Genomic DNA, 19,540 nt, shown 5'->3' on the forward strand with positions numbered 1-19,540 from the left:
TTGGCTCGACCCTTACCGCAGGAGGATAACGTCGTCATGAGCGAACCTGTCCGGCCGAGCCTGATCGGCGGCACCGAAGCGTGAGCGGACCGTATCGCTTGCCGCGGCGTGAGGAAACGTTCGCTTCCGTGCATCGAGCGATGCTTTCGCCCAACACTGAATTCAGACCTTTAACTTTCCGCCCTAATCTGGCACTGTCCACGATTTGCCACGGCAATCAACAGCACAATCCAAGTTTTCGAGGTGAAATATGCTAAATTATATCCTTGGAGACGCAAGATACCCAAAGCGCACGTCGGGTAAGGTTTCCATCCGGCAGCCGAGCGTAACGTGAGGTTTATTACGGAGCGCAGTGCGTCAATCGAACGTTCATCACATGAATTCGTCGTCGAAATAATGTCTGGTCTGACCGTATCCGCGAGGGACGAACTGCGAAAAACTTAACGATGGTGGCGGAGGGTCGCAACGGAGAGGTTGCCGATATGTCATCCGCAGGAACGTTTCGGATATGTGAGGCGGGCGGTCCGCCGCTTCAGGAGGCGCTCGCCGAGGCGGTCGCGTTGCCGTCCGTGCTTGCCACGATGCTTCGCAGCCTGATCGAGGCGTGGCCCGACGAGGTTTACACGCGACCGCTCGTGACAACGCGCTTCCTCGGCCAGCGGACGACGTATGTCTGCGCGCCCGGGCATATCCGCAGCCTGATCGTCGATCAGGCCGGAGCTCTGGAGCGCGAGCCTTTCATGCTGCGGGCGCTGGCGCCGGCCCTCGGGTCCGGTATCCTGACGGCGGACGGCCCGCACTGGCGGGGGCAGCGCAGAACGGCAGCCCCGATGTTCCGGCCGGACCGGGTCCGGGCCTTCATCCCCGCCATGGCGGAGGCCGCCCACGCCACGCGCCTGCGCTGGCTCGGCCAGATGTCCGCTCACGGATCCGCGGATGCGCGCTTCGACGGCGAACGGGACATCCTGCCGGAGATGATGCGCACCACCTTCGACGTCATCGTTGCGACGATGGTATCGGGCGACAGCCAGTTGAAGGTCGAGCCGTTCGGACGGGCGATCGACGCCTATCTCGGGCAGACTCCCTGGAAGATCGCGCTCTCGATGCTGCGGGCGCCGGCCTGGATGCCGCATCCGGGGGCGCGGGCGGGAGCGAGGGCGGTCCGTTACCTCAGGAGCGAGGTGGCCCGAACGGTCGAACGGCGCCGTTCGCGCGGCGAACCCGGTGCCGACCTCCTCGGCCTGTTGTTGCAGGCGAAGGACCCGGAGACGGGGGAACGCCTGTCCGACGAGAGCCTAATCGACAACCTGCTGACCTTCGTCGCGGCCGGCCACGAGACCACGGCGCTGGCCCTGACATGGACCTTGCGGGTGCTGGCCGACCACCCGGCGGTCGAGGCTCGCATCCTCGATGAGATCGCAGGCCTCGGTGCGGATCCGGCCCCCGAGGCGCTGGACCGGCTCGCCTTCACCCGGCAGGTCGTCCTTGAAGTGATGCGCCTGTACCCGCCGGCACCGCTGATCGTCCGTCGGACGGCGGAGGAGGTCCGCCTCGGCGACACGGTCATCCCGGCCGGGGAATCGGTGCATGTGCCCGTCTATGCCCTACACCGGCACCAATCGCTGTGGGATAGGCCGGATGTCTTCGATCCGGACCGGTTCGCGCCGGAGCTGACGGCCTCGCGCGATCGCTACGCCTACCTGCCGTTCGGCGCCGGGCCGCGCGTCTGCATCGGCATGGGCCTCGCGCTGACGGAGTGTCTCGTCATCCTCGCCACGCTTCTGCCAGCCTTCCGCTTCGTGCCCGCGAAGGCGGAGATGCCGGCGACGCAGTTTCGTGTGACGCTTCGGCCTAAGGGCGGCATGAAGATGAAAGTTGTCCCGCGTCATGCCCACTGATCCCGTCCCCGAGATGCGCCGCGACGGCACGACGACATCGGACGACACCACGACATCGACGCAGAGCTTCAGTGCCTTGATCAATCGGCTTCGGCGCATCGACACGCTCGACGGGCTGCCGGCGCGCTACAGCCTGCAGGTTCGCGCCGGATTGCTCGACGAGACCTTGAAGCTCGCCAACTACTCCGCTGTCACCCACCTGATCATCGCGGTCGCGGTCGCCTACTTCTTCTGGGATTCGGCGCCGCGTGCCTATCTGCTTGGTCTGCTCGCCGTCGTCGCCGTGGTGATCGCGGCGACCATCTACACGACCTGGCTCTACCAGCGCCTCTACGGCGACGCCGTCACCGAGGTCGGCGTCGGGCGCGGCTACCGGATCTCCGCCGGGTTCGCTCTCGCCCTGGGTCTGGCCTGGGCCACCATGCCGGTCGTGCTCTTCTGCTCAGCCAGCAGCGACGAGCGGCTGCTCGTCGTCAGTATCGCCGCCGGCCTGATCTCGGACGCCTATGTCGTCGGGCCGCTCCTGTCGGTCTCCTACCTCTTCGCGATTCCGGTGATCGTCGGCAGCTTCATCGGGCTGGCCCGCAGCGGCGAGCCGATTGCTCTGAGCATCGCCGTCCTGCTCCTCGTCTACGCGACCTTCGTCGGGGTGAGTGTCCACCGGATGAGCCGTCTCTCGCGTCAGCGCATCCTGGACCGCGTCCGCGTCGAGGATCAGAGCGAGACCATCGGCCTTCTCCTCAACGAGTTCGAGGAGAACACGAGCGACTGGCTCTGGGAGACGAACGAAACCGGCCGTTTCCAGCACGTGTCGCCGCGGATGGCCGACGCTCTGGGCTGCCCGATCGAGCGGCTTCAGCGCAGTTCGTTCCGGGATCTGCTCCGCGCCGGGGAGGACCGGGACGAGGATCGGACCCCAGACCTGCTCAGCCATCTTCGGCAGGGCAAAGCCTTCCACGAGTGCCTCGTCGCGATCGAGACCCCGACCGGCCTGCGGTGGCTCGCGTTGAGCGGCAAGCCCTTCACCGATCAGCGCGGGACCTTAGCAGGGTTCCGCGGCGTCGGCTCCGACGTGACGCAACGCCGGGAGGCGGACGCCCACATCGCCTATCTCGCCACGCGCGATCCTCTGACGGGACTGTCGAACCGGGCCGTTTTCCACGATGTGGCGGGGGAGGCCTGCACGGCTTCCATGAGCGGAGGCCCACGCGTCCACCTGCTGTATCTCGACCTCGACGGCTTCAAGAAGGTCAACGACACGGCCGGCCATTGTGCGGGTGACGACCTCCTGCGGCAGGTCGCCGACCGCCTGTGCGCCAGCGTCGATGCGAACGCGCAAGTGTTCCGCCTCGGCGGCGACGAGTTCGCGATCCTGCACCTTAGCCGAGAGAGCGCGGAGGCGGAAATCTTGGCCGAGGCTGTCATCGCGTCCCTGCACCGGCCCTACCTCATCGAGGGCATGCAGGCCGAGATCGGCGTCAGCATCGGGATCGCACGGGCACCGCAGGACGCGACCGAGCTTCAGGACCTGATGCGGAAGGCCGACCTCGCCCTCTATACCGCCAAGGAGGCCGGCAGGGGCCGCTGGCAATGCTTCGAGGCCGATCTCGAACGCCGCGTCCAGCGCTGGCGGGAGCTGGACAGCGCCATGCGGGCCGGCCTGACGAACGGCGAGATGGAGCTGCACTACCAGCCGCTCGTGAGCCTGCAGGACGGCGAGGTCGTGGGATGCGAGGCGTTGCTGCGCTGGACCCGGCCCGGCCTTGGCCCCGTCTCGCCCGCCGAGTTGATCCCGATTGCCGAGAGCACCGGCTTCGTCATCACGATCGGGCGCTGGGCCTTGCGGACGGCCTGTGCGGAAGCCCTGACATGGCCTGTGCCGATGCGGGTTGCCGTGAACATCTCATCGACCCACTTCCGTCTCCCCGACTTCTTCCAGGAGGTCGAGGCGGCCCTCGACGCGACAGGGCTCGCGCCGGAGCGACTCGAGATCGAGATCACGGAGTCGATCTTCCTCGCCAACACACCGCATGTCCTGGAAAACCTTCAGGCGCTGCGTGCGAAGGGGGTGCGGATCGCTCTCGACGATTTCGGGACGGGCTACTCGTCGCTGAGCTACCTGACCCAATACCGTGTCGACAAGATCAAGATCGACCGGGCCTTCGTGCGCGACCTGAGCAGCCGGCCGGAATGCCTGGCCGTGATCAAGGCGATCATGGTCATCGCGGGCGACCTCAGGATCGACGTCACCGTCGAGGGCGTCGAGACGGAGCAGCAGGCGGAACTGCTTCGGCTGCGGCGCTGCAACAGCGCGCAGGGCTTCCTTTACAGCCCGGCCCGCCCCTCCGGCGAGGTCACCGGGCTGATCGAACTCATCCCCCAGGCCGTCAGGCAGGCGCGGCAACCTGTCCGGAACGTCGCCTGACGGGACGGCGCGGGAACGTCGGCCATGGCGGCGGGCTTTTGCCGGCCGCCGACCTTGGTCCCTGGATCGCCCTCGTACCGAGGACCTTTCCTGCTCCGAACGGCAGGGCGTTCCGCCAGATCCCGTTTCGCTTGAACCCGTCGCCTGATTGCGAGCGCCGACGAAACGGGGTCACTCGTCGCGCCGACCCGGCGCGAGGCCGCTGACTTCGATCACGAATTTCCGCCGCAGGGCCCGCGAGAAGTCGCCGTAGCCCGCTGCTTTCAGGAGAAAGGCGCCGGGACCGGCCACGACGTGGGACCTGTACCACTGCGTCAGATCCGTGCGCTCCTGCGGGAGCGGCGTGGCGCGCAGTCCGTAGCCCGGAGCCCGGTAGGCTCCGGCGCCGACGACATCGTTCTCGCCCGGGACCAGGATCGGCAGGCCGTTGATTGTGGCGCCGGCCGCCAGAAGCGCCGTCCGCTCCGTTTCGAGATTCTCGGGATCGGTACAGTTGTCGATGCCGTCGCCCGAGACGTCGACAACGATCCGCTCCGCCGGAACCGGCATTGCCGGAAGGACGCTTGCGGTCACGGTGCGGAACATCTGGCCGAGACAGGTGAACTCGCCCGATTGCCGGGGCGTGACACGGACCTGGGCCGCGGCTGCGAACGCGTCGGCACGGCTGGCGATCCGCCGCCAGCCCACGGCGAGGCCCGCGCGGTCGGCCCAGGTGACCATGGCGAAGAGCGTGCCGCCGGGATGGCCGGTCATCGCCGCGATCACGCCCGGATCCTCCAGAGCCTCGGCGATGCCCTCCATCTGCAGAACGAAGCGGCTGTCATCGACCGATTGCGACACGTCGACGGAGACGACGAGGGCGACCGCGGCGGCGGCCGCCGGTTCGGCCCTGGCGCCGTCGGCGGTCGGGCCGATCAGGAGCGCCGTCGTGGCCGCGAAGCCGGTTCGGACGACACGGCGAAGCGTCCTTGCAAGGTCTCCGCGGAGGCCGGGTCGGATGGGGCGCATCATCGGTGCTCGCGATCAGGCTTTGCCGACGAAGCGGATGGAGCAGCCCGGCCACTGCGCCACGAGCCGCCCGCCTGCCTCGGGTCCGAGCACCATGCAGGCCGTGGACAGGCCGTCCGCGACAAGGCCGGTTTCGGCCGTGACGGTCACGGAGGCAAGGCCGCGCGGCGAGCGTCCGGTGGTGGGATCGAAGATGTGGTGGTCGGCGCGGTCAGGCGAGAAGCTCATGGCGTAATCCCCCGAGGTCGCGGCAAAGCCCGAGAACGGGGTGATCGTCGCCGTCAGTGCCTCAGGCCGGCGCGGATCGGCGATGCCGAGCTGCCACGGCGTGCCGTCGGGATGCGTGCCGATCGCGCCGAACTCGCCGGTATCGACGAAGGCGTCCGTGATGCCCCGCGCCCGCAGAGCCGCCATCACCCGGTCGGCGGCATAGCCCTGGATCAGGGCGTTCAGCGTCAGCGCCGTGCCGGGCTCCAAGACGATACGCTCCGGCCTCAGCACGACGCGGCGCCAGCCGATCCGGGCGAGGGCATCGCGTAGAACCTTCGGATCCGGCTGTTCTCCGCGCGCAGCGGCACCGGCCCAGGCCGGCCAGAGCGGCTGCACGGTGGGATCGAACGCCCCGCCGGTCCGCTGCGCGAGGTCGAGGGCGAAGCCCAGCATCGCCGTGAGATCGGCGGGTGGTGCATCGAGCCGCCCGGCGCGGTTGAGGTGCGAAAGGGCGCTGTCGGCGCGAAACAGGCTCGCGGCGGCCTCGACCGCGCGCATCGCGGCAAACCCGTCGGAGAGGGCGGCGTCGAGCGCGGCCGGGTCGGGACCGGCGGCGGTGAGCGCGACGGTGGTGCCGAAGGCGAGGCCCGCGCGGGTGCGGGTCGCCAATCCTCGCTCTGCGGCCAGCGTGCGGAAAGCGGCCGGGCCGCCGAAACCCGCCAGGGCGGCGAGCCCGGCCATGCCGAGGAGGACGCGGCGGCGGGGCGTGCGTGCAGGCACCGGCATGGCCTCACTCCGCCGCGACCGGCTGCGGCACGATCCGCTTTCCGCGCCGATGCGCCAGCACCTCCGGTACGCATTGACCGGGATCGTGGATGATCGTGACGCAATCCATGCACTGGAAGCACTCGGGATAGTCGATGCGGCCGTCGGGGCGGATCGCCCCGTAGCGGCAGCGCACCTTGCAGAGCTGGCACGGGCTGCCGCATTCGGCCCTGCGCGGAATCCAGTCGAGCAGCCGCAGGCGCCCGAGGACGGCGAGACTCGCGCCGAGCGGGCACAGGTAGCGGCAGAAGCCCTTGTAGACGAACAGGTTGAGGACGAGCAGGCCGAGCGCGTAGGCGACGAATGGCCAAGCCCGCACGAAGTACAGGGTGATCGCCGTCTTGAACGGCTCGGCTTCGGACAGGCTGTCGGCGAGCGGCGAGCCCGTCGCGGCGGCGATGAGGATGCCGGCGAGTAGGACGTATTTCACCTGCCGCAAGGCGCGGTCGAGCCGTGGTGGTACCGCGACCGGCCGTATGCGCAGGGGCTTGGCCAGCCACGCAACAAATTCCTGCAAGGCGCCGAACGGGCAGAGCCAGCCGCAGAACGTGCCGCGCCCCCAGACGACGAGGGTGGCGATGACGAAAGCCCAGAGCAGCAGCGAGGGCGGGTCGTAGAGCAGGAAGGTGAGGTCGTGCGTCACGGTCGCGGCACGCACGAGGCCGACGAGCGTCACGATGGAGAGCTGCGCCTGGGCGTACCAGCCGATGAAGAGCAGCGTGAAGGCGAGGTAGGCGAGCCGGAACACCGGAAAGCGGCGCCGGTCCGCCACGAGGCCGCGCTGGCGCGCCAGCACCGGCACCAGCCCGGCAAGGGCCAGGGTGATCACGCCGAGTTCGACGCCGCGCGCCCGCCACGGATCGGTCCAGCTCGGCCCCGCCTCCGCCGCCTCGCGGATGAACAGCTCGGCCGGGAGCGCGTAATCGGCAGAGAACTCGCGCGCGATTTTTTCCGGAAAGATCTGGCCGCGCTCGCGCACGATCTTCGCGCTCAGCGTCCAGGGCGCGGAGGGGTCGAAGCCTGCCGCTCCGGTGATGCGAAGGATCGTCCAGGGCCCGTCCGGCAGGCCGGGGGCGGCCCCGCGCCGCTCGATCGCCATGTCGCGGGCATTCACCGCGAGGCCGCCTTGCGTCACCGTCAGCCGGTCGGGGATCGAGCCGAGCACGAACTCGTCGCCGAGCGGGTTCTCGGGGCCGTGGCTCACCACCAGCACCGCGTGGTCGCCGGGCCCGAATTCGCGGGTCAGGGCGGCGAAGCGTTCGGCCCCGAGCAGGGCGCGGCCGATCGCCGGCACGTTGAGGTAAGCGAAGGTCAGGTAGACCAACGGCGCCTCGGCCGGGCCGTCACCGGCGCCCGCCACGCCTGCGTCGCGGAAGGCGGCCTCGGCCCCCGCGTTGGTGACGGTCAGCCGCCGGAGCCAGCCCCGCGCGGTCAACTCGGCCACCGTCAGGGCTTCGCCGGTATCGGGCCGCGCCTCGACCTTCAGGCCGAGATTGGCGGCCCCGAACCCGAGCTTCGCCCGCGCGACCGCGAGGGAGGCGGCGAGGATTGATTCGTTGATCACCCGCGTCGAGGCGGTGGCCATCGAGATGCCGTCGACCGTGGTCTGCGGCGCAGCACCCGAGCCGCGGGCGTTCGGCCGCCCGACCCGGATCGGGCGGCGGGCGGACAGGCCGACATACTGCTCCACGAAAGCGAACAGCGGCTCCGAGCCGAGCCCTTCCAGAAACACCGGCTCGTGGTGGGAGATCACCTTCACGTCGCGGAACGTGCCGTCGGGGGCGAGCGCCACGAGGAGATCGGGCGGCGTGCCGCCGAAACCGGGGATCGGCGCGAGGTCGATCGACTCGAAGGCGTAGGCGAAGACTTCGTAGCTGCCGGCCTCCTGCTTCAGGATCGGCCAGACCGGCAGCGTCGTGTCGCGCTCGCCCACGACGAGCGGCGCGGGAAAGTGGCGCTCCACCCCGGCCCGGTCGAGGGTGCCCGCCGTGGCCAACGGGACGGCCAGGAGCAGGGCAAGCAGTGCGAGCAGCGCTGACCGCAGGACGTTCGATGCGATGTCGCCGCGTCCAGATCGTGTCACGGGGCGGCGCCCGCGGCCCGCTCGGGCGTGGCGGCTGGGCGCACGGCGACACCCCAGGGGAAGCGGCCGACCTTGACGCTGCGGATCGGGCGCTGGGTCGCCACGTCGATCACGGTGACGTCGCCCGAGACGCCGTTGGTCGTGAACAGTCGCGACTCGTCCGGCGTCATCGCAAGCTGCCAGACCCGGCGTCCGACGAGGATGTAGTTCAAGACCTTGTAGGTCTTGGCGTCGATCACCGCGACGCGGTCGGAGGGGCCGAGCGCGACGAAGGCGAAGCGCCCGTCCCGGGTCAGGGTGATGCCCACCGGCTGGAGCCGGTCGGCGGCAATGCCCTTCACGGCGAATTCGATGGTCTCGACCACCTTGCGGCTGGCGGTGTCGATCACCGCGACCGTGCCGCCGATCTCGGAGGAGGCCCACAGCATCCGTCCGTCCGCCGAGAAGGCGGCGGCGCGCGGGCGTTGGCCCACGGGGGTCGCGTCGGTGGCCGTGAGCGTCGGCACGTCGATCCAATGGACCATGTTGGTGGTCTCGGAGGTGGTGACGGCGATCTTGCCGTCCGGGCTCACCGCCATGCCCTCGGGCTCGATGCCGACATCGATCTGCGCCAGCACCTTGCGCGTCTGCGCGTCCACGACCGTGGTGGTGGCGTTCTCCTCGTTGGCGATGAACAGGGTGCGGTCGTCGGGCGCCAGCGCGAACTGCTCCGGATCCTCGCCGGAGGGCAGGTTGTGGCGTAGCGCCCCCGTCTCGGGGTCGATCACCTGCACCGCGTCGGAATCGCTGGCGCAGACGTAGAGCGTGCGTCCGTCGCGCGAGAAGGTGAGCCCGCGCGGGCGCCGGCCGACGGGGAAGGTGCGGACCACGTCGAGCGAGGTCCCGTCGATCACCGAGACGGTGTTGTCGCGCTCGTTCGAGACGAAGATTTCCTCCGCCTTCGCCGATCCCGCCGCGAGGCCGAGCAAGCCGGCGCAGAGGAGAAGGCGTGCGGTCCAAGCGCGGCTCATGCGGAACCTTCCGTTCTCGTATGCGGCGTTAGCGGATGGCACGCGCATCAGCCCGGTTTCCGGAAAGCCCGGCACGCGCTCTCCGGCTCGTCGGGGCCGAGCGTGTCGAGTTCGGTGCGGTGGTGCTGGAAGCCCTCGATCGGCGCGGTCGCCGTCACCGCACCCGGCCAGAGCAGGAAGACCGGCTGGCGCAACTGCCCGTCCCAGGCGCGGAAGCTCAAGGGGCGCCCCTTGAAGCCGCCGACCTCGAAGCGTGGCGACAGCATGAGGGCCGCCACCGTGTCGGGATCGGTGCTGCGCGCCTGCACCGCCGCCTCGCCGAGCGCGTGCACCGCCATCCAGCCGGCGTAATCGATCGGGCGCATCGCCCGCCCCGCGAGCCGCCGGAACCGGGTCTGGAGCTGCACCGCCGCCCAGGCCTCGACCGGACGCCCCCAGGCCGCCGGGGTGAGGCCCTGCGTGCCGACCACGGGTCGGGCCGCGGCGGTGTTGTAGACGAGGTTCGCCCCGAACGCCCCCGCCTCGTCGGCCACCGCGACCACGTCGTGCTCCGGGCCGCGGGTGGGCAGCACGAATTCGCGCAAAGCGGTGTCGCGGGTGTCGCCCCCCTGCGGGTCGAAGCGGGATTCGGCCACGATCCGCGCGCCGAACTTCTTGGCGCTCTTCTTCACCGCTTCGGCATAGAGGGCGTCGGCCGGAGCCGGGCCGGAGAGCAGCAGGATGCGGGTCCAGCGCTTGTAGGCGAGGAACTGCACCAGTGCGTCGGCGAGCATCGCCCGCGAGGGCAGGACGTGGAGCAGGCGCGGCCGGCAATCGGCCTCGCGCAGGCGCGCATCCGGCGCGCCGACATTGAGGAACACGGTGCCCTTGGCCTCGGGCATGTCGGCGAGCGCCAGCACGTCCTCGGCCGGCACATTCAGAACGACGAAGCGGGGCGTCTCGCCAAGCGCGCGGAAGGCGGCGCGAAGATCCTCGTCGGGCCCGACGACGCGGCTGTCGAGGGTGAAGGTCAACGAGACGAACCGGCCGGTGGCGTTCGAATCCTTGAGCCCGAGTTCGGCGCCCTTCAGCCCCTCATCATCAGGGATCGGGTCTTCGTTGTTGAGGGGCGTCGCGCGCTCAATGCGCCGCTCGAGGTAGTGGATCGCCAGCGGCTCGGCCTGGGCCGCGACGGGCAGCAGGCCGAGCAGAATCAGCCCGACGCTGCGCGCCCTGCGCCGCGGCTTCGTTGCCCGAAGCGGGCCGCCGTGCCGTTTCCCGAGCCGCGCCAGCATCGCGCTCTGCTCGCCTCCCGATTGTTGTTGGGAGAGTGATACGTGCGAACGGGGCAGTCCCGGTATTGGACCAAGGTGCTACCGACCGCCCCCTACCAAAGCACAATGGGTTCGGCCGGGCGCGCTTGCTAACCCTCCTCTCAAGAATGGGAGGAATGAGAATGAAGGCTGCACCCCTCAAGGGCGGGCTCCTCGCCGTCGGCCTTGTCCTGTCCGTCTCCGCCGCCCTCGGCCATGGCGATGTGCAGCCGCAGCCCGTGGATACCGCCGGCCTTGCGCCTCTGGGCGAGACATGGCGCGAGGAGAATCCTTATCGCGGCGACGCGAAGGCGATCACCATCGGCGATTCCGGGTTCAACCAGAACTGCGCCCGCTGTCACGGCCTTCAGGTGATCTCCGGCGGTCTGGCGCCGGACTTGCGCTACCTGCCGCTCGGCAAGGAGGGCGACGAGTACTTCGTCGAGCGCGTCCGCCACGGCGCAACCACCAACGGCGTGATGAAGATGCCGGCTTTTGAGGGTGTGCTGTCGCAGGAGGCCCTGTGGGCGATCCGCACCTACATCGAAGCCAAGCACGAAGAGTAGAGAGCCCGTCGCCGATGCGCCCCTCGCGCCGCCGCGGCCTTGCCGCCCTCGCATGCCTGATCGCCGCCGGGGCGATCACTGGGATGGCCGCCGCCGCGCGTCCGCTCGACGAAGTGATGGCCTCCGGCGTCCTGCGCGTGGCGATCTACGACGACAACCGGCCCTTCTCGGAAGCGGGGAAGGCCTTGCCCCGCGGCATCGACGCCGACATCGCCCAGGCCATCGCCGAGCGGCTCAAGCTGAAGCTCGACCTGCGGGTGGTCGATGCGGGCGAGAACGTCGACGGCGATTTCCGGCTGAACCTGTGGCGAGGCGACCTCGCCGGCACGCCGCTCGCCGACCTGATGCTGCACGTGCCCCATGACCGCATCCTGGCCACCCGCAACGAGCAGATCTTCCTGACCAATCCCTATTTCGAGCAGCGGCTGGCCTTCGCCTATCACCGCGGCCGGATCGAGGGGTTCGAGGGCGTGCGCGACCTAGAGGGCCACAGCGTCGCGGTCGAGGGCACGAGCGCCTCCGACAGCCTACTGATGAACGCCGAGGGCGGCCGTTTCCGCGGCCAGATCCGGCATTTCCGCAGCTTCGACGAGGCGGCGAAGGCCTACCTCGCGGGCGAGACCCCGATTCTGGCCGGCACCCGCGCGGGAATCGAGGCGGCGCTGGCGGCGGCCGGCGCTGCGGGGGAGGACAATCCCGTGGTCGAGGTGCCGATCCCCGGGCTCGTGCGGACGCGCTGGGATCTCGGCGGCGCGGTGCGCAGCGATTCCCGCGACCTCGCCTACGCGGTCGGCGATGCCCTCGCCGCCCTGGCGCAGGAGGGACGCCTCAAGGCGATCTGCGCGACCTACGGTGTCACCTACACCGCGCCGCAAGGGTACTGATCTCCCCGCCGGCCTTCGCCAGCGCAGGCAACCTCGCCCTGCAAGCCCCGAAGGCTGTCGGCCCTGGCTGTTCGCCAGCGTCTTCGTCCTGCCTCGAAAGCGGGGCGGAAGGCTCTGCTCGCACAGACTACGAGCGGATCAGGACAGCGTTCGACCAAAGGCCAATAAGAGTTTGCTGAGAAGCGCTCTAGGCTTCGTCTCCAAGAGGCAGCCGGCCGAGTCGGTCAGGACAGAGAAGCCTCGCAGCCCCTGAAGAACAGGGGCCCCTATGATCCACGGAGGACACGCCACATGAGAATGCGGAACCATTTCCTGACGGCGGTGGGGCTCGCCGCCCTCAGCGTCGGCCTCGCCCTTCCCGCGATCGCCGAGGTGACCGAGCAGGACATCCTCAACGACGCCAAGACGACGGACGACGTCGTCACCTACGGCCTCGGCCCGCAGGCGCAGCGCTTCAGCCCGATCAAGACGCTCAACCGCGACAACATCAAGGGCCTCGTCCCGGCCTGGTCGTTCTCCTTCGGCGGCGAGAAGCAGCGCGGCCAGGAGAGCCAGGCGCTGGTCAAGGACGGCGTGCTCTACGTCACCGGCTCCTACTCACGCCTCTACGCCGTCGATGCGCGCACCGGCGAGAAGAAGTGGGAGTACAACGCCCGCCTGCCCGAAGGCATCCTGCCCTGCTGCGACGTGGTGAACCGCGGCGCCGCCCTCTACAAGGACAAGGTCTATTTCGGCACGCTCGACGCCAAGCTCGTCGCGCTCGACCAGAAGACCGGCAAGGTCGTCTGGCGCAAGGATATCGACGACTTCAAGTCCGGCTACAGCTACACCGCTGCGCCGATGATCGTGAAGGGCAAGATCATCACCGGCGTGTCGGGCGGCGAGTTCGGCGTGGTCGGCCGCGTCGAGGCGCGCGATGCCGAGACCGGCGAGGTGGTGTGGAAGCGGCCCGTCATCGAGGGCCATATGGGCGAGCTGAACGGCAAGCCCTCGACCATGACCGGCAAGGCCAACGAGTCCTGGCCCGGCGACACCTGGAAGTTCGGCGGCGGCGCCACCTGGCTCGGCGGCACCTACGACCCCGAGCTGAACCTGATCTATTTCGGCACCGGCAACCCGGGTCCGTGGAACTCGGCGCTCCGCCCGGGCGACAACAAGTGGTCGGCCTCGCGGCTCGCCATCAACCCCGACAACGGCGAGATCGTCTGGGGCTTCCAGACCACGCCGCATGACGGCTGGGACTATGACGGCGTCAACGAGTTCGTGCCCTTCGACATGCAGAAGGACGGCAAGACCGTGAAGGCCGGCGCCACCGCCGACCGCAACGGCTTCTTCTATGTCCTCGACCGCACCAACGGGGCGTTCCTGTCGGCCACGCCGTTCGTGTCCAACATCAACTGGGCCAAGGGCATCGACGAGAACGGGCGCCCGATCTACGACGACGCCAACCGCCCCGGCGACCCGGCCAAGTCCGAGGACGGCAAGAAGGGCAAGTCCGTCTACGCGACGCCGGGCTTCCTCGGCGGCAAGAACTGGAACCCGATCGCCTACAGCCCCGACACCCGGCTGTTCTACGTCCCCTCCAACGAGTGGGGCATGGACATCTGGAACGAGCCGGTGAACTACAAGAAGGGCGCCGCCTATCTCGGCGCGGGCTTCACCATCAAGCCGACCTTCGAGGATCATATCGGCTCGCTGAAGGCCATCGACCCGGCGACCAAGAAGGTCGTGTGGGAGTACAAGAACAAGGCCCCGCTCTGGGCCGGCGTGCTCACCACCGCGGGCAACCTCGTCTTCACCGGAACGCCCGAGGGCTTCCTGAAGGCGTTTGACGCCAAGACCGGCGAGGAAGTCTGGAAGTTCCAGGTCGGCACCGGCGTCGTCGCCTCGCCGATCACCTGGGAGCAGGACGGCGAGCAGTGGATCGGCGTCGCGGCCGGCTGGGGTGGCGCGGTGCCGCTCTGGGGCGGCGAAGTCGCCAAGACGACGGCTGGCATCAACCAGGGCGGCAGCTTCTGGGCCTTCCGCCTGCCGAAGGCGCTCGCCTCCCGATAGGTGGGTTTCCAAAGGGATCATCCTTTTGGCGGGGAGCCGGGGCAGAGCCCCGGCTTTCCTTTATCCAGGGCTCTGCCCTGGACCCGCGAAAGGACTTGTCCTTTCGAAACCTGAATTCTCCGTCGCACCGAGACGCGCGACAAAGGGCTCGCGTGACGCGGCGACCCTTGCGACATCACGGACGGGTGACTGGGTCAGGCAGGCGGTGCGCCGCATGAGACTGCTAACGCACGCTTCAGGCTCGACTTGCATCGACACGGACCATGCGCCGGTCGAAGGGCCGGCGGTCGATCCCTCTCGCCCCCGAAGAGGCAGGGTGAGTCAGTCCCTCTGACCGCGCCCGTCGCGCCCATGGCCAACGGTCTCCTGCAACGGGCGCTCCTCGACCAGGCTGAGGCAGCCGAGCGCCAGAACGAGGCCGAAGCAGGCGGCGAGGAAGACGAGGCGGAAGGTCTGCCCGAGCTGGCCGGCATCGGCTCCCCGGATCAGCACGGCCATGTCGTGCACCGCGCTTTCCCCGGCCCCGCCCGCCCCGCCAAGCACGAGCGTGCCGAAGATCGCGACGATCAGGGCCCCACCGAGCGAGCGGAAGAAGTTCATCGAGGCGGTGGCGATGCCGAGCTGCTGCGGCGCGACGGCGTTCTGGACCACGATCGTCGAGAGCGGCAGCACCGTGCCGATCCCCATCGAGAGCAGCACGAACAGGATTTCGGTGAACCAGAGCGGAAGCTCGGGCCCCATTAAGGCGAGCAGCCCGCAGGCGCAGACGCTCAGCGTCAGCAGCGCCAGGGGCAGGCGCTTGTAGTGCCGGAGGTAGGCCATCGAGCGGCCTGAGAGGGTCGCGCCCACGACGGTCCCGACCATCAGCGGCACCATCGCGAGGCCCGAGCGACTGGGATCGAGCCCGATGACGCCCTCGAGGAAGATCGGGACGTAGATGCTGAGGCCGATTAGGGTGCCCATGGCGAAGCAGGCGGCGAGCGTCGCGCTGGTAACGACGCGGTCGCGCAGCACGCTCAAAGGGATCAGCGGTTCACTCGCGGTCGCGAGGCGGACCGCGAAGGCCGCGCCGCTGAGAAGACCGAAGCCAGCGAGCCCGAGCACCGGCGCCGAGCCCCAGGGATAGCGAACGCCGCCCCAGCTCAGGGCCAGCATCAGGCTGGTCGAGCTCACGACGAGGAGCGCCGCGCCCGGATAATCGACGCTGTGCCGCCGCTCGTTGCGGGGTAGGAGCCTGAGCTTGTCGTTGGTGAGGATGAAGGCGGCAAGTCCGATCGGCAGGTTGATCCAGAAAATCGCCGACCAGTGCAGGTGCTGGGCGAAGAAGCCGCCGAGCAGCGGGCCGGCCACCGAGGACAGGGCGAACACGCCCGCGATGTAGACCTGATAGCGCGCCCGCTCCTTGGCCGAGAGGATGTCGGCGAGGATGATCTGGGACAGCGCGATCAGGCCACCGCCGCCGATGCCCTGAAGGCCGCGGGCGAGCGCCAGCGCGATCATCGTCGGGGCGAGCGCGCAGAGCAGGGAGCCGACGCTGAACGTGGTGATCGCGATCAGCAGCATGATCCGCCGGCCGTGGATGTCGGAGAGCTTGCCGTAGAGCGGCGTGACGGCGGTGGAGGCCAGGAGATAGGCCGTGACGATCCAGGGCAGGTTCGCGGCGTCCCCGAGTTCGAGCCCGATCGTCGGCATGGCGGTCGCCACGATGGTCTGGTCGAGGGCCGCGAGCAGCATCGCGGCGACGAGGCCGATGATGATGGAGCGGATCTCGGCCGGGCTGAGGCGCGGCGCTGTGTCGGCGCGATGGGGTGCGTTCAAGACCGGTTTGCCTTGGGTGGGGTTAGACTTGGGTGGGGTAGAAGCGTCGTCGAAGTTCAGGCGCGGGCTCGCGGGTGAGGCGGGGCCGCCCTTTCGGTCGAGCCACACAGGGCTTGATTGGGGCGGGAGGGAGGCGCACGGGCGGATCGCCCTGTCGGGCCGCCGACCGGTCCAGTGTTCGCAAGGAGAGGCATCGTGAACGGCGCGCGTGCCGCTGACGAGGCTCTGTTCGCCCCGGCCGCAGCCCGCAACGGGGCCGTCATTCTCGATGTGCTCCGAGATGCCCTGCCGCGCCGCGGTCGGGTCCGGGAGGTGGCGAGCGGGTCGGGCGAGCACGCGGTGCGACCGGCAAGCGGTCGCGCGCCGATTCGCGCATCCGGGCTGGCTGGCTCCGGCTGCCGAGAGTAGGGCATTCCGACAGGAGCGGCCGGAGCGCGGCTCGCCCCAGCGACAGGAACAGCCACACAATGCCGATCAAGGCTCTGAACGATCGTAAGAAGCTGTCGGGCGACTTCAACGAGGCCAACGACGCCTTCATCGACGCGGTGCTCACGGCGCTCCAAGCGGGCGAAATCCCGCTCGATCTGGCCCGGGCCTACCTCGCGCATCCGGTTGCCATGATGCACGCGGATGGCGCGCAAGCGGTGGCCAACTACTTCGAGCGGATTCTGTCGCAGAAGCCCAAGATCGACTGGACACCTGGCGATTGAGCCTCAGGCTTGCGCCGGTGACCGGACCGGGTCGAGGGAAACGATCTGCCCGGATCAGAGTGCGGTGAAGTCAAAAGGACGGGCGCGGAACCAGCCGTGCTCAGCAACGCCGGATCGCGGTGCAGCTGGCCTGCATAAAGGCGGCGCTCTCCGAGCGGATCGCTCGTCGGTGGCGTCGGGCGCAGGCCGCCGACCGGTTCTCGGTTGCGAGGGCATCCCTCACGCCTCCTCGCCGGTATGACCGGCCCGGAGCGTGTCCGCCTCGGCCGCGAGGTTGGTCCGGGCGGCTGTTTCGAAGCGGTCGCGAAAGGGGCGGGTCTGGTAGAGGTCGGGCCGGGCGAGGAAGCGGTCGAGCACGCCCGCGCGGCCGAACCGCCATGCCGCTTCGGGAACCGCAGCGTATTCCCGCCGGATCGCCGCCGCATAGGCCTCGTAGACCGGGCGGGGCGCGCCCAGCACGGCGAGATCGAGGTCGAGCATCAGCCGTGTGGCCGCGTCGTCGCTCGGCGCGTGCGCGGCGGTCGCCTGGATCATCGCCTCTGCCGCCCGGATCGGGCCAGATTCTGCGGCCGGTGCGGCATGAGTCAGCAGCAAGGCGGCGCTCCGCAGCTCGTTGTCGGTGCGGGCGGTGTCGTAGACCGCATCGTGAAAGAAGATCGCGAGATCGATCGCGTCGTGATCGAGCCCGGCGAAGTCCGGAAGCGCCCGCACCGCGTCGTGCCCTTCGAGCAGGTCCGCGATGTGGCGCCAGCCGTGATAGTGGCGCCCGGCCTCTCCGTACCCGGCATCGAGCGCCTGCCACGCCGCCTCGGCACCGTTCCCCCGCACCGTCCGGCCCCAGAGTTCGTCGAAGCGTGCGCGCCAGGGGGCATTCATGCGGTCGTTCACGGCGGGCCTCAGTTCACACGGTAGCAGGTCGAGGTCGCCTCCGCGTTGCCGCGCAGGCCGCCCGGCGGACGAACCTCGCAGACGATGTATGTGCCCTGCCGTTCCAGGGTGAAGCTCGGGCCAGTGGCCGAGACGATGCGGTGACCGCCGTTCAGGAGCGCGCTCATCGATTGGTCGATCGCCTCCCAGATGGTCGGAAGGCGCGACGGTGCAGCGGGTGGCGGGGTCTGCGCCCGCGCGGACGTGGCAGGAATGCCCGCGAGCACCAGCAGGACGAGGGCGTGAGAGAGGAAGCGTGGCATCGCGAACCTTATGCGGTGGGCGGGTCTCGGCCCGCGGGGGGATCGGCCGCTTGCCCCTCAGGGCGCGGCGGCCAGGGCGAGGTCGGCCTCCGGCAGCCAGCCCGTGACCGGCTTCGCGCCGCCCCGGTAGAGCGCCCGCACCCAGCCGTCCCGCCGCTCCAGGATCGCCACCGGATCGTGGCGCACGAGGTAGGCGCCGCGCTCCGGGGCCGGACCCGGGGCGGCCGGATCACAGGTTCTTTTCCAGCACCTGCACCACCGCCGCCACCCGGTCCTTGAAGTCGGCGACGTTGGAGAAGGGCCGCCAGTTCACGTCGAGGACGCCGCCATCGAACTTCAGACCGTTCGGGTAGTTCGAGGCCGGCGCCGTCTTCTCGTCGAAGCGGATACGGATCGATTTCAGCTTCGCCTGCAGCGCCTCGCGGCCCATCTTGTCCTTGCCGACCTCCTTCAGTCCGGCCGCGATCGGCTCGAAGATGGTCTTCTCGAAATAGCCTTCGTCGGCATAGTATTTCGCGTCGCCCGGCAGGGTGATCTGGTCCCACGCCACCTCGACCGGCACGGGAAAGCCCGCGGCCTCCTGGATCGCCTTCTCCTGCGCGGGGTAGCGGCTCTCGCGGTAGGCGGCGATCGCCCGGCGTTCGGCGAGCCCGAGCGTCGGCTCGGCCCAGGCCGCGGAGGCGCAGAGCAGGGTCGCGGCGGTAGCCAGCGCGTGTCGGCGTGAGATCATGCGGCGGTTTCTCCTCGAAGGGCGGCCCGCATCGCGGGCGCCGGGGGGTAAAGGGCAGGTGCGCCGTCACGGCGTCGGCAGGCATCGCACCGGGCCGTCGGCCTCGATGGCGAGACTGCCGGTCCAGACGAGCCGCACCGGGAAGGAGACGATGCTCGGGGTATCCTTAGGAGCCTTGCCGGCGCGGTAGGCTTGCGCGCAGGCCTTGGCCGGCACCGGCAGGGCCGCGACCGGTGCCGGGAGCTTGTCCTCGCGCACGATCCGCGCCCAGCAGGCCGCGCCCCCTTGCGGGATCGAGCAGGGGGCCTGCACCCCGCGGCGGAAGCCGAGCCGCAGCGTCGCGCCCTCGGCCGCGAAGCTGTCGATGCCGTCGTAGGTGGTCGTGTCGGTGAACAGCCTACGGCCGGCCCCGGCATCGATCACCACGAAGGGCATGGTGCCGTTGGTGCTCGCATCCTCGAACACGAGGAACCCGTCCGCACGCCCGATGAAGCGCTGGCCGCCGGTTTCCAGCCTACGCGCGCTGGGGCCGGGCGCGGCGCGGCAGACCACGGGCGGGCCGCCGCGGATCGGGATGAGCGCCGCATCCCCGGGCTCGGGGGTGCCGGTGTCGCTCTCGCGGATGACGAGATCGGGATAGACGGTGCAGGTGATTTCCCGGCCCTCCGCATCCGTGGCGGTCTCGACCTTGGCGGGCGGATCGAACCGCGCCGCGTTCCAGCCCTCGGCCGCGGCCGGGGCGAGGAGCCCGATCGAGAGCCCGACAAGGGCGGCGCAGGAGGAAAGAGGCTGTGCGCGTCCGGGTGTCATTCTCGGTCTCACGTCGAATCCCGGCC

18 protein-coding genes are annotated in these 19,540 nt (G+C 69.5%); 7 read left to right on the plus strand and 11 right to left on the minus strand.

Annotation, left to right across the window (positions count from 1 at the left end):
- Positions 1 to 482 precede the first annotated feature (482 nt).
- Together MSPGM_RS06445 and MSPGM_RS06450 are read left to right on the plus strand one after the other, a co-directional pair.
- Positions 483 to 1,898: a cytochrome P450 gene (locus MSPGM_RS06445; protein WP_003601946.1), complete on the plus strand. Its 1,416-nt coding sequence runs from the start codon at positions 483 to 485 to the stop codon at positions 1,896 to 1,898.
- Entirely contained in the window at positions 1,888 to 4,323 is a 2,436-nt protein-coding gene (locus MSPGM_RS06450; RefSeq protein WP_003601947.1) for a putative bifunctional diguanylate cyclase/phosphodiesterase, read from the plus strand. The genes MSPGM_RS06445 and MSPGM_RS06450 overlap by 11 nt, the downstream gene beginning before the upstream one ends.
- A 171-nt stretch (positions 4,324 to 4,494) precedes the next feature.
- Here the strand turns inward: MSPGM_RS06450 and MSPGM_RS06455 are convergent, their stop codons facing one another.
- The 5 genes from MSPGM_RS06455 to MSPGM_RS06475 are packed head-to-tail and all read right to left on the minus strand — an operon-like array spanning position 4,495 to position 10,733.
- The gene (locus MSPGM_RS06455; RefSeq protein ID WP_003601948.1) at positions 4,495 to 5,334 is read right to left on the minus strand and encodes a DUF1194 domain-containing protein; all 840 of its coding nucleotides are present in this window, start codon (positions 5,332 to 5,334) and stop codon (positions 4,495 to 4,497) included.
- Between the two features lie 12 nt (positions 5,335 to 5,346).
- Positions 5,347 to 6,327, minus strand: a complete 981-nt coding sequence (locus MSPGM_RS06460; protein WP_012752348.1) for an FAD:protein FMN transferase — start codon at positions 6,325 to 6,327, stop codon at positions 5,347 to 5,349.
- Positions 6,328 to 6,331: 4 nt separating this feature from the next.
- Entirely contained in the window at positions 6,332 to 8,449 is a 2,118-nt protein-coding gene (locus MSPGM_RS06465) for a 4Fe-4S binding protein (RefSeq protein WP_012752349.1), read from the minus strand.
- Complete coding sequence (locus tag MSPGM_RS06470) at positions 8,446 to 9,459, minus strand: YVTN family beta-propeller repeat protein (RefSeq protein WP_012752350.1); 1,014 nt, start codon at positions 9,457 to 9,459, stop codon at positions 8,446 to 8,448. Before MSPGM_RS06470 ends, MSPGM_RS06465 begins: the two co-directional genes overlap by 4 nt.
- 47 nt (positions 9,460 to 9,506) lie before the next feature.
- Positions 9,507 to 10,733 (minus strand): ABC transporter substrate-binding protein, encoded by a 1,227-nt coding sequence (locus MSPGM_RS06475; protein WP_003602760.1) that lies wholly within the window; start codon positions 10,731 to 10,733, stop codon positions 9,507 to 9,509.
- 161 nt (positions 10,734 to 10,894) lie between these two features.
- Here MSPGM_RS06475 and pedF point away from each other — a divergent pair, with 161 nt between their 5' ends.
- From pedF to MSPGM_RS06490, 3 genes are all read left to right on the plus strand, one after another.
- Entirely contained in the window at positions 10,895 to 11,317 is a 423-nt protein-coding gene (pedF, locus tag MSPGM_RS06480; protein ID WP_003602763.1) for a cytochrome c-550 PedF, read from the plus strand.
- 14 nt (positions 11,318 to 11,331) lie between these two features.
- Positions 11,332 to 12,201, plus strand: a complete 870-nt coding sequence (locus MSPGM_RS06485; RefSeq protein WP_003602765.1) for a substrate-binding periplasmic protein — start codon at positions 11,332 to 11,334, stop codon at positions 12,199 to 12,201.
- Between the two features lie 291 nt (positions 12,202 to 12,492).
- On the plus strand, positions 12,493 to 14,256 hold the full coding sequence (locus tag MSPGM_RS06490; protein WP_003602767.1) for a PQQ-dependent methanol/ethanol family dehydrogenase: 1,764 nt from the start codon (positions 12,493 to 12,495) through the stop codon (positions 14,254 to 14,256).
- A 321-nt stretch (positions 14,257 to 14,577) separates the two neighbouring features.
- Here the strand turns inward: MSPGM_RS06490 and MSPGM_RS06495 are convergent, their stop codons facing one another.
- Positions 14,578 to 16,134 (minus strand): MDR family MFS transporter, encoded by a 1,557-nt coding sequence (locus tag MSPGM_RS06495; protein ID WP_410007711.1) that lies wholly within the window; start codon positions 16,132 to 16,134, stop codon positions 14,578 to 14,580.
- Positions 16,135 to 16,344: 210 nt separating this feature from the next.
- On the opposite strand from MSPGM_RS06495, the gene MSPGM_RS25475 reads away from it, so the two are divergent.
- Both MSPGM_RS25475 and MSPGM_RS06505 read left to right on the plus strand, forming a co-directional pair.
- Positions 16,345 to 16,482: a hypothetical protein gene (locus MSPGM_RS25475; RefSeq protein WP_375541392.1), complete on the plus strand. Its 138-nt coding sequence runs from the start codon at positions 16,345 to 16,347 to the stop codon at positions 16,480 to 16,482.
- A gap of 59 nt (positions 16,483 to 16,541) precedes the next feature.
- Complete coding sequence (locus MSPGM_RS06505) at positions 16,542 to 16,784, plus strand: hypothetical protein (RefSeq protein WP_003602770.1); 243 nt, start codon at positions 16,542 to 16,544, stop codon at positions 16,782 to 16,784.
- Positions 16,785 to 17,003: 219 nt separating this feature from the next.
- On the opposite strand, the gene MSPGM_RS06510 is transcribed toward MSPGM_RS06505, so the two are convergent.
- The 5 genes from MSPGM_RS06510 to MSPGM_RS06530 form a co-directional block, all read right to left on the minus strand.
- Positions 17,004 to 17,660 carry a hypothetical protein gene (locus MSPGM_RS06510; RefSeq protein WP_012752351.1) on the minus strand — a complete coding sequence of 219 codons (657 nt, stop codon included), beginning with the start codon at positions 17,658 to 17,660 and terminating at the stop codon, positions 17,004 to 17,006.
- Positions 17,661 to 17,680: 20 nt separating this feature from the next.
- Positions 17,681 to 17,974, minus strand: coding sequence for a hypothetical protein (locus tag MSPGM_RS06515; RefSeq protein ID WP_003602774.1), 294 nt, complete (start codon positions 17,972 to 17,974; stop codon positions 17,681 to 17,683).
- 57 nt (positions 17,975 to 18,031) lie between these two features.
- The gene (locus tag MSPGM_RS06520) at positions 18,032 to 18,160 is read right to left on the minus strand and encodes a hypothetical protein (protein WP_003602775.1); all 129 of its coding nucleotides are present in this window, start codon (positions 18,158 to 18,160) and stop codon (positions 18,032 to 18,034) included.
- 43 nt (positions 18,161 to 18,203) lie between these two features.
- Positions 18,204 to 18,704: a hypothetical protein gene (locus MSPGM_RS06525; RefSeq protein WP_003602778.1), complete on the minus strand. Its 501-nt coding sequence runs from the start codon at positions 18,702 to 18,704 to the stop codon at positions 18,204 to 18,206.
- 66 nt (positions 18,705 to 18,770) lie between these two features.
- Positions 18,771 to 19,514, minus strand: coding sequence for a hypothetical protein (locus tag MSPGM_RS06530; RefSeq protein ID WP_003602780.1), 744 nt, complete (start codon positions 19,512 to 19,514; stop codon positions 18,771 to 18,773).
- Between the last annotated feature and the right edge of the window lie 26 nt (positions 19,515 to 19,540).

The organism is Methylorubrum sp. GM97 (assembly GCF_024347855.1).
GTDB lineage: Bacteria > Pseudomonadota > Alphaproteobacteria > Rhizobiales > Beijerinckiaceae > Methylobacterium > Methylobacterium extorquens.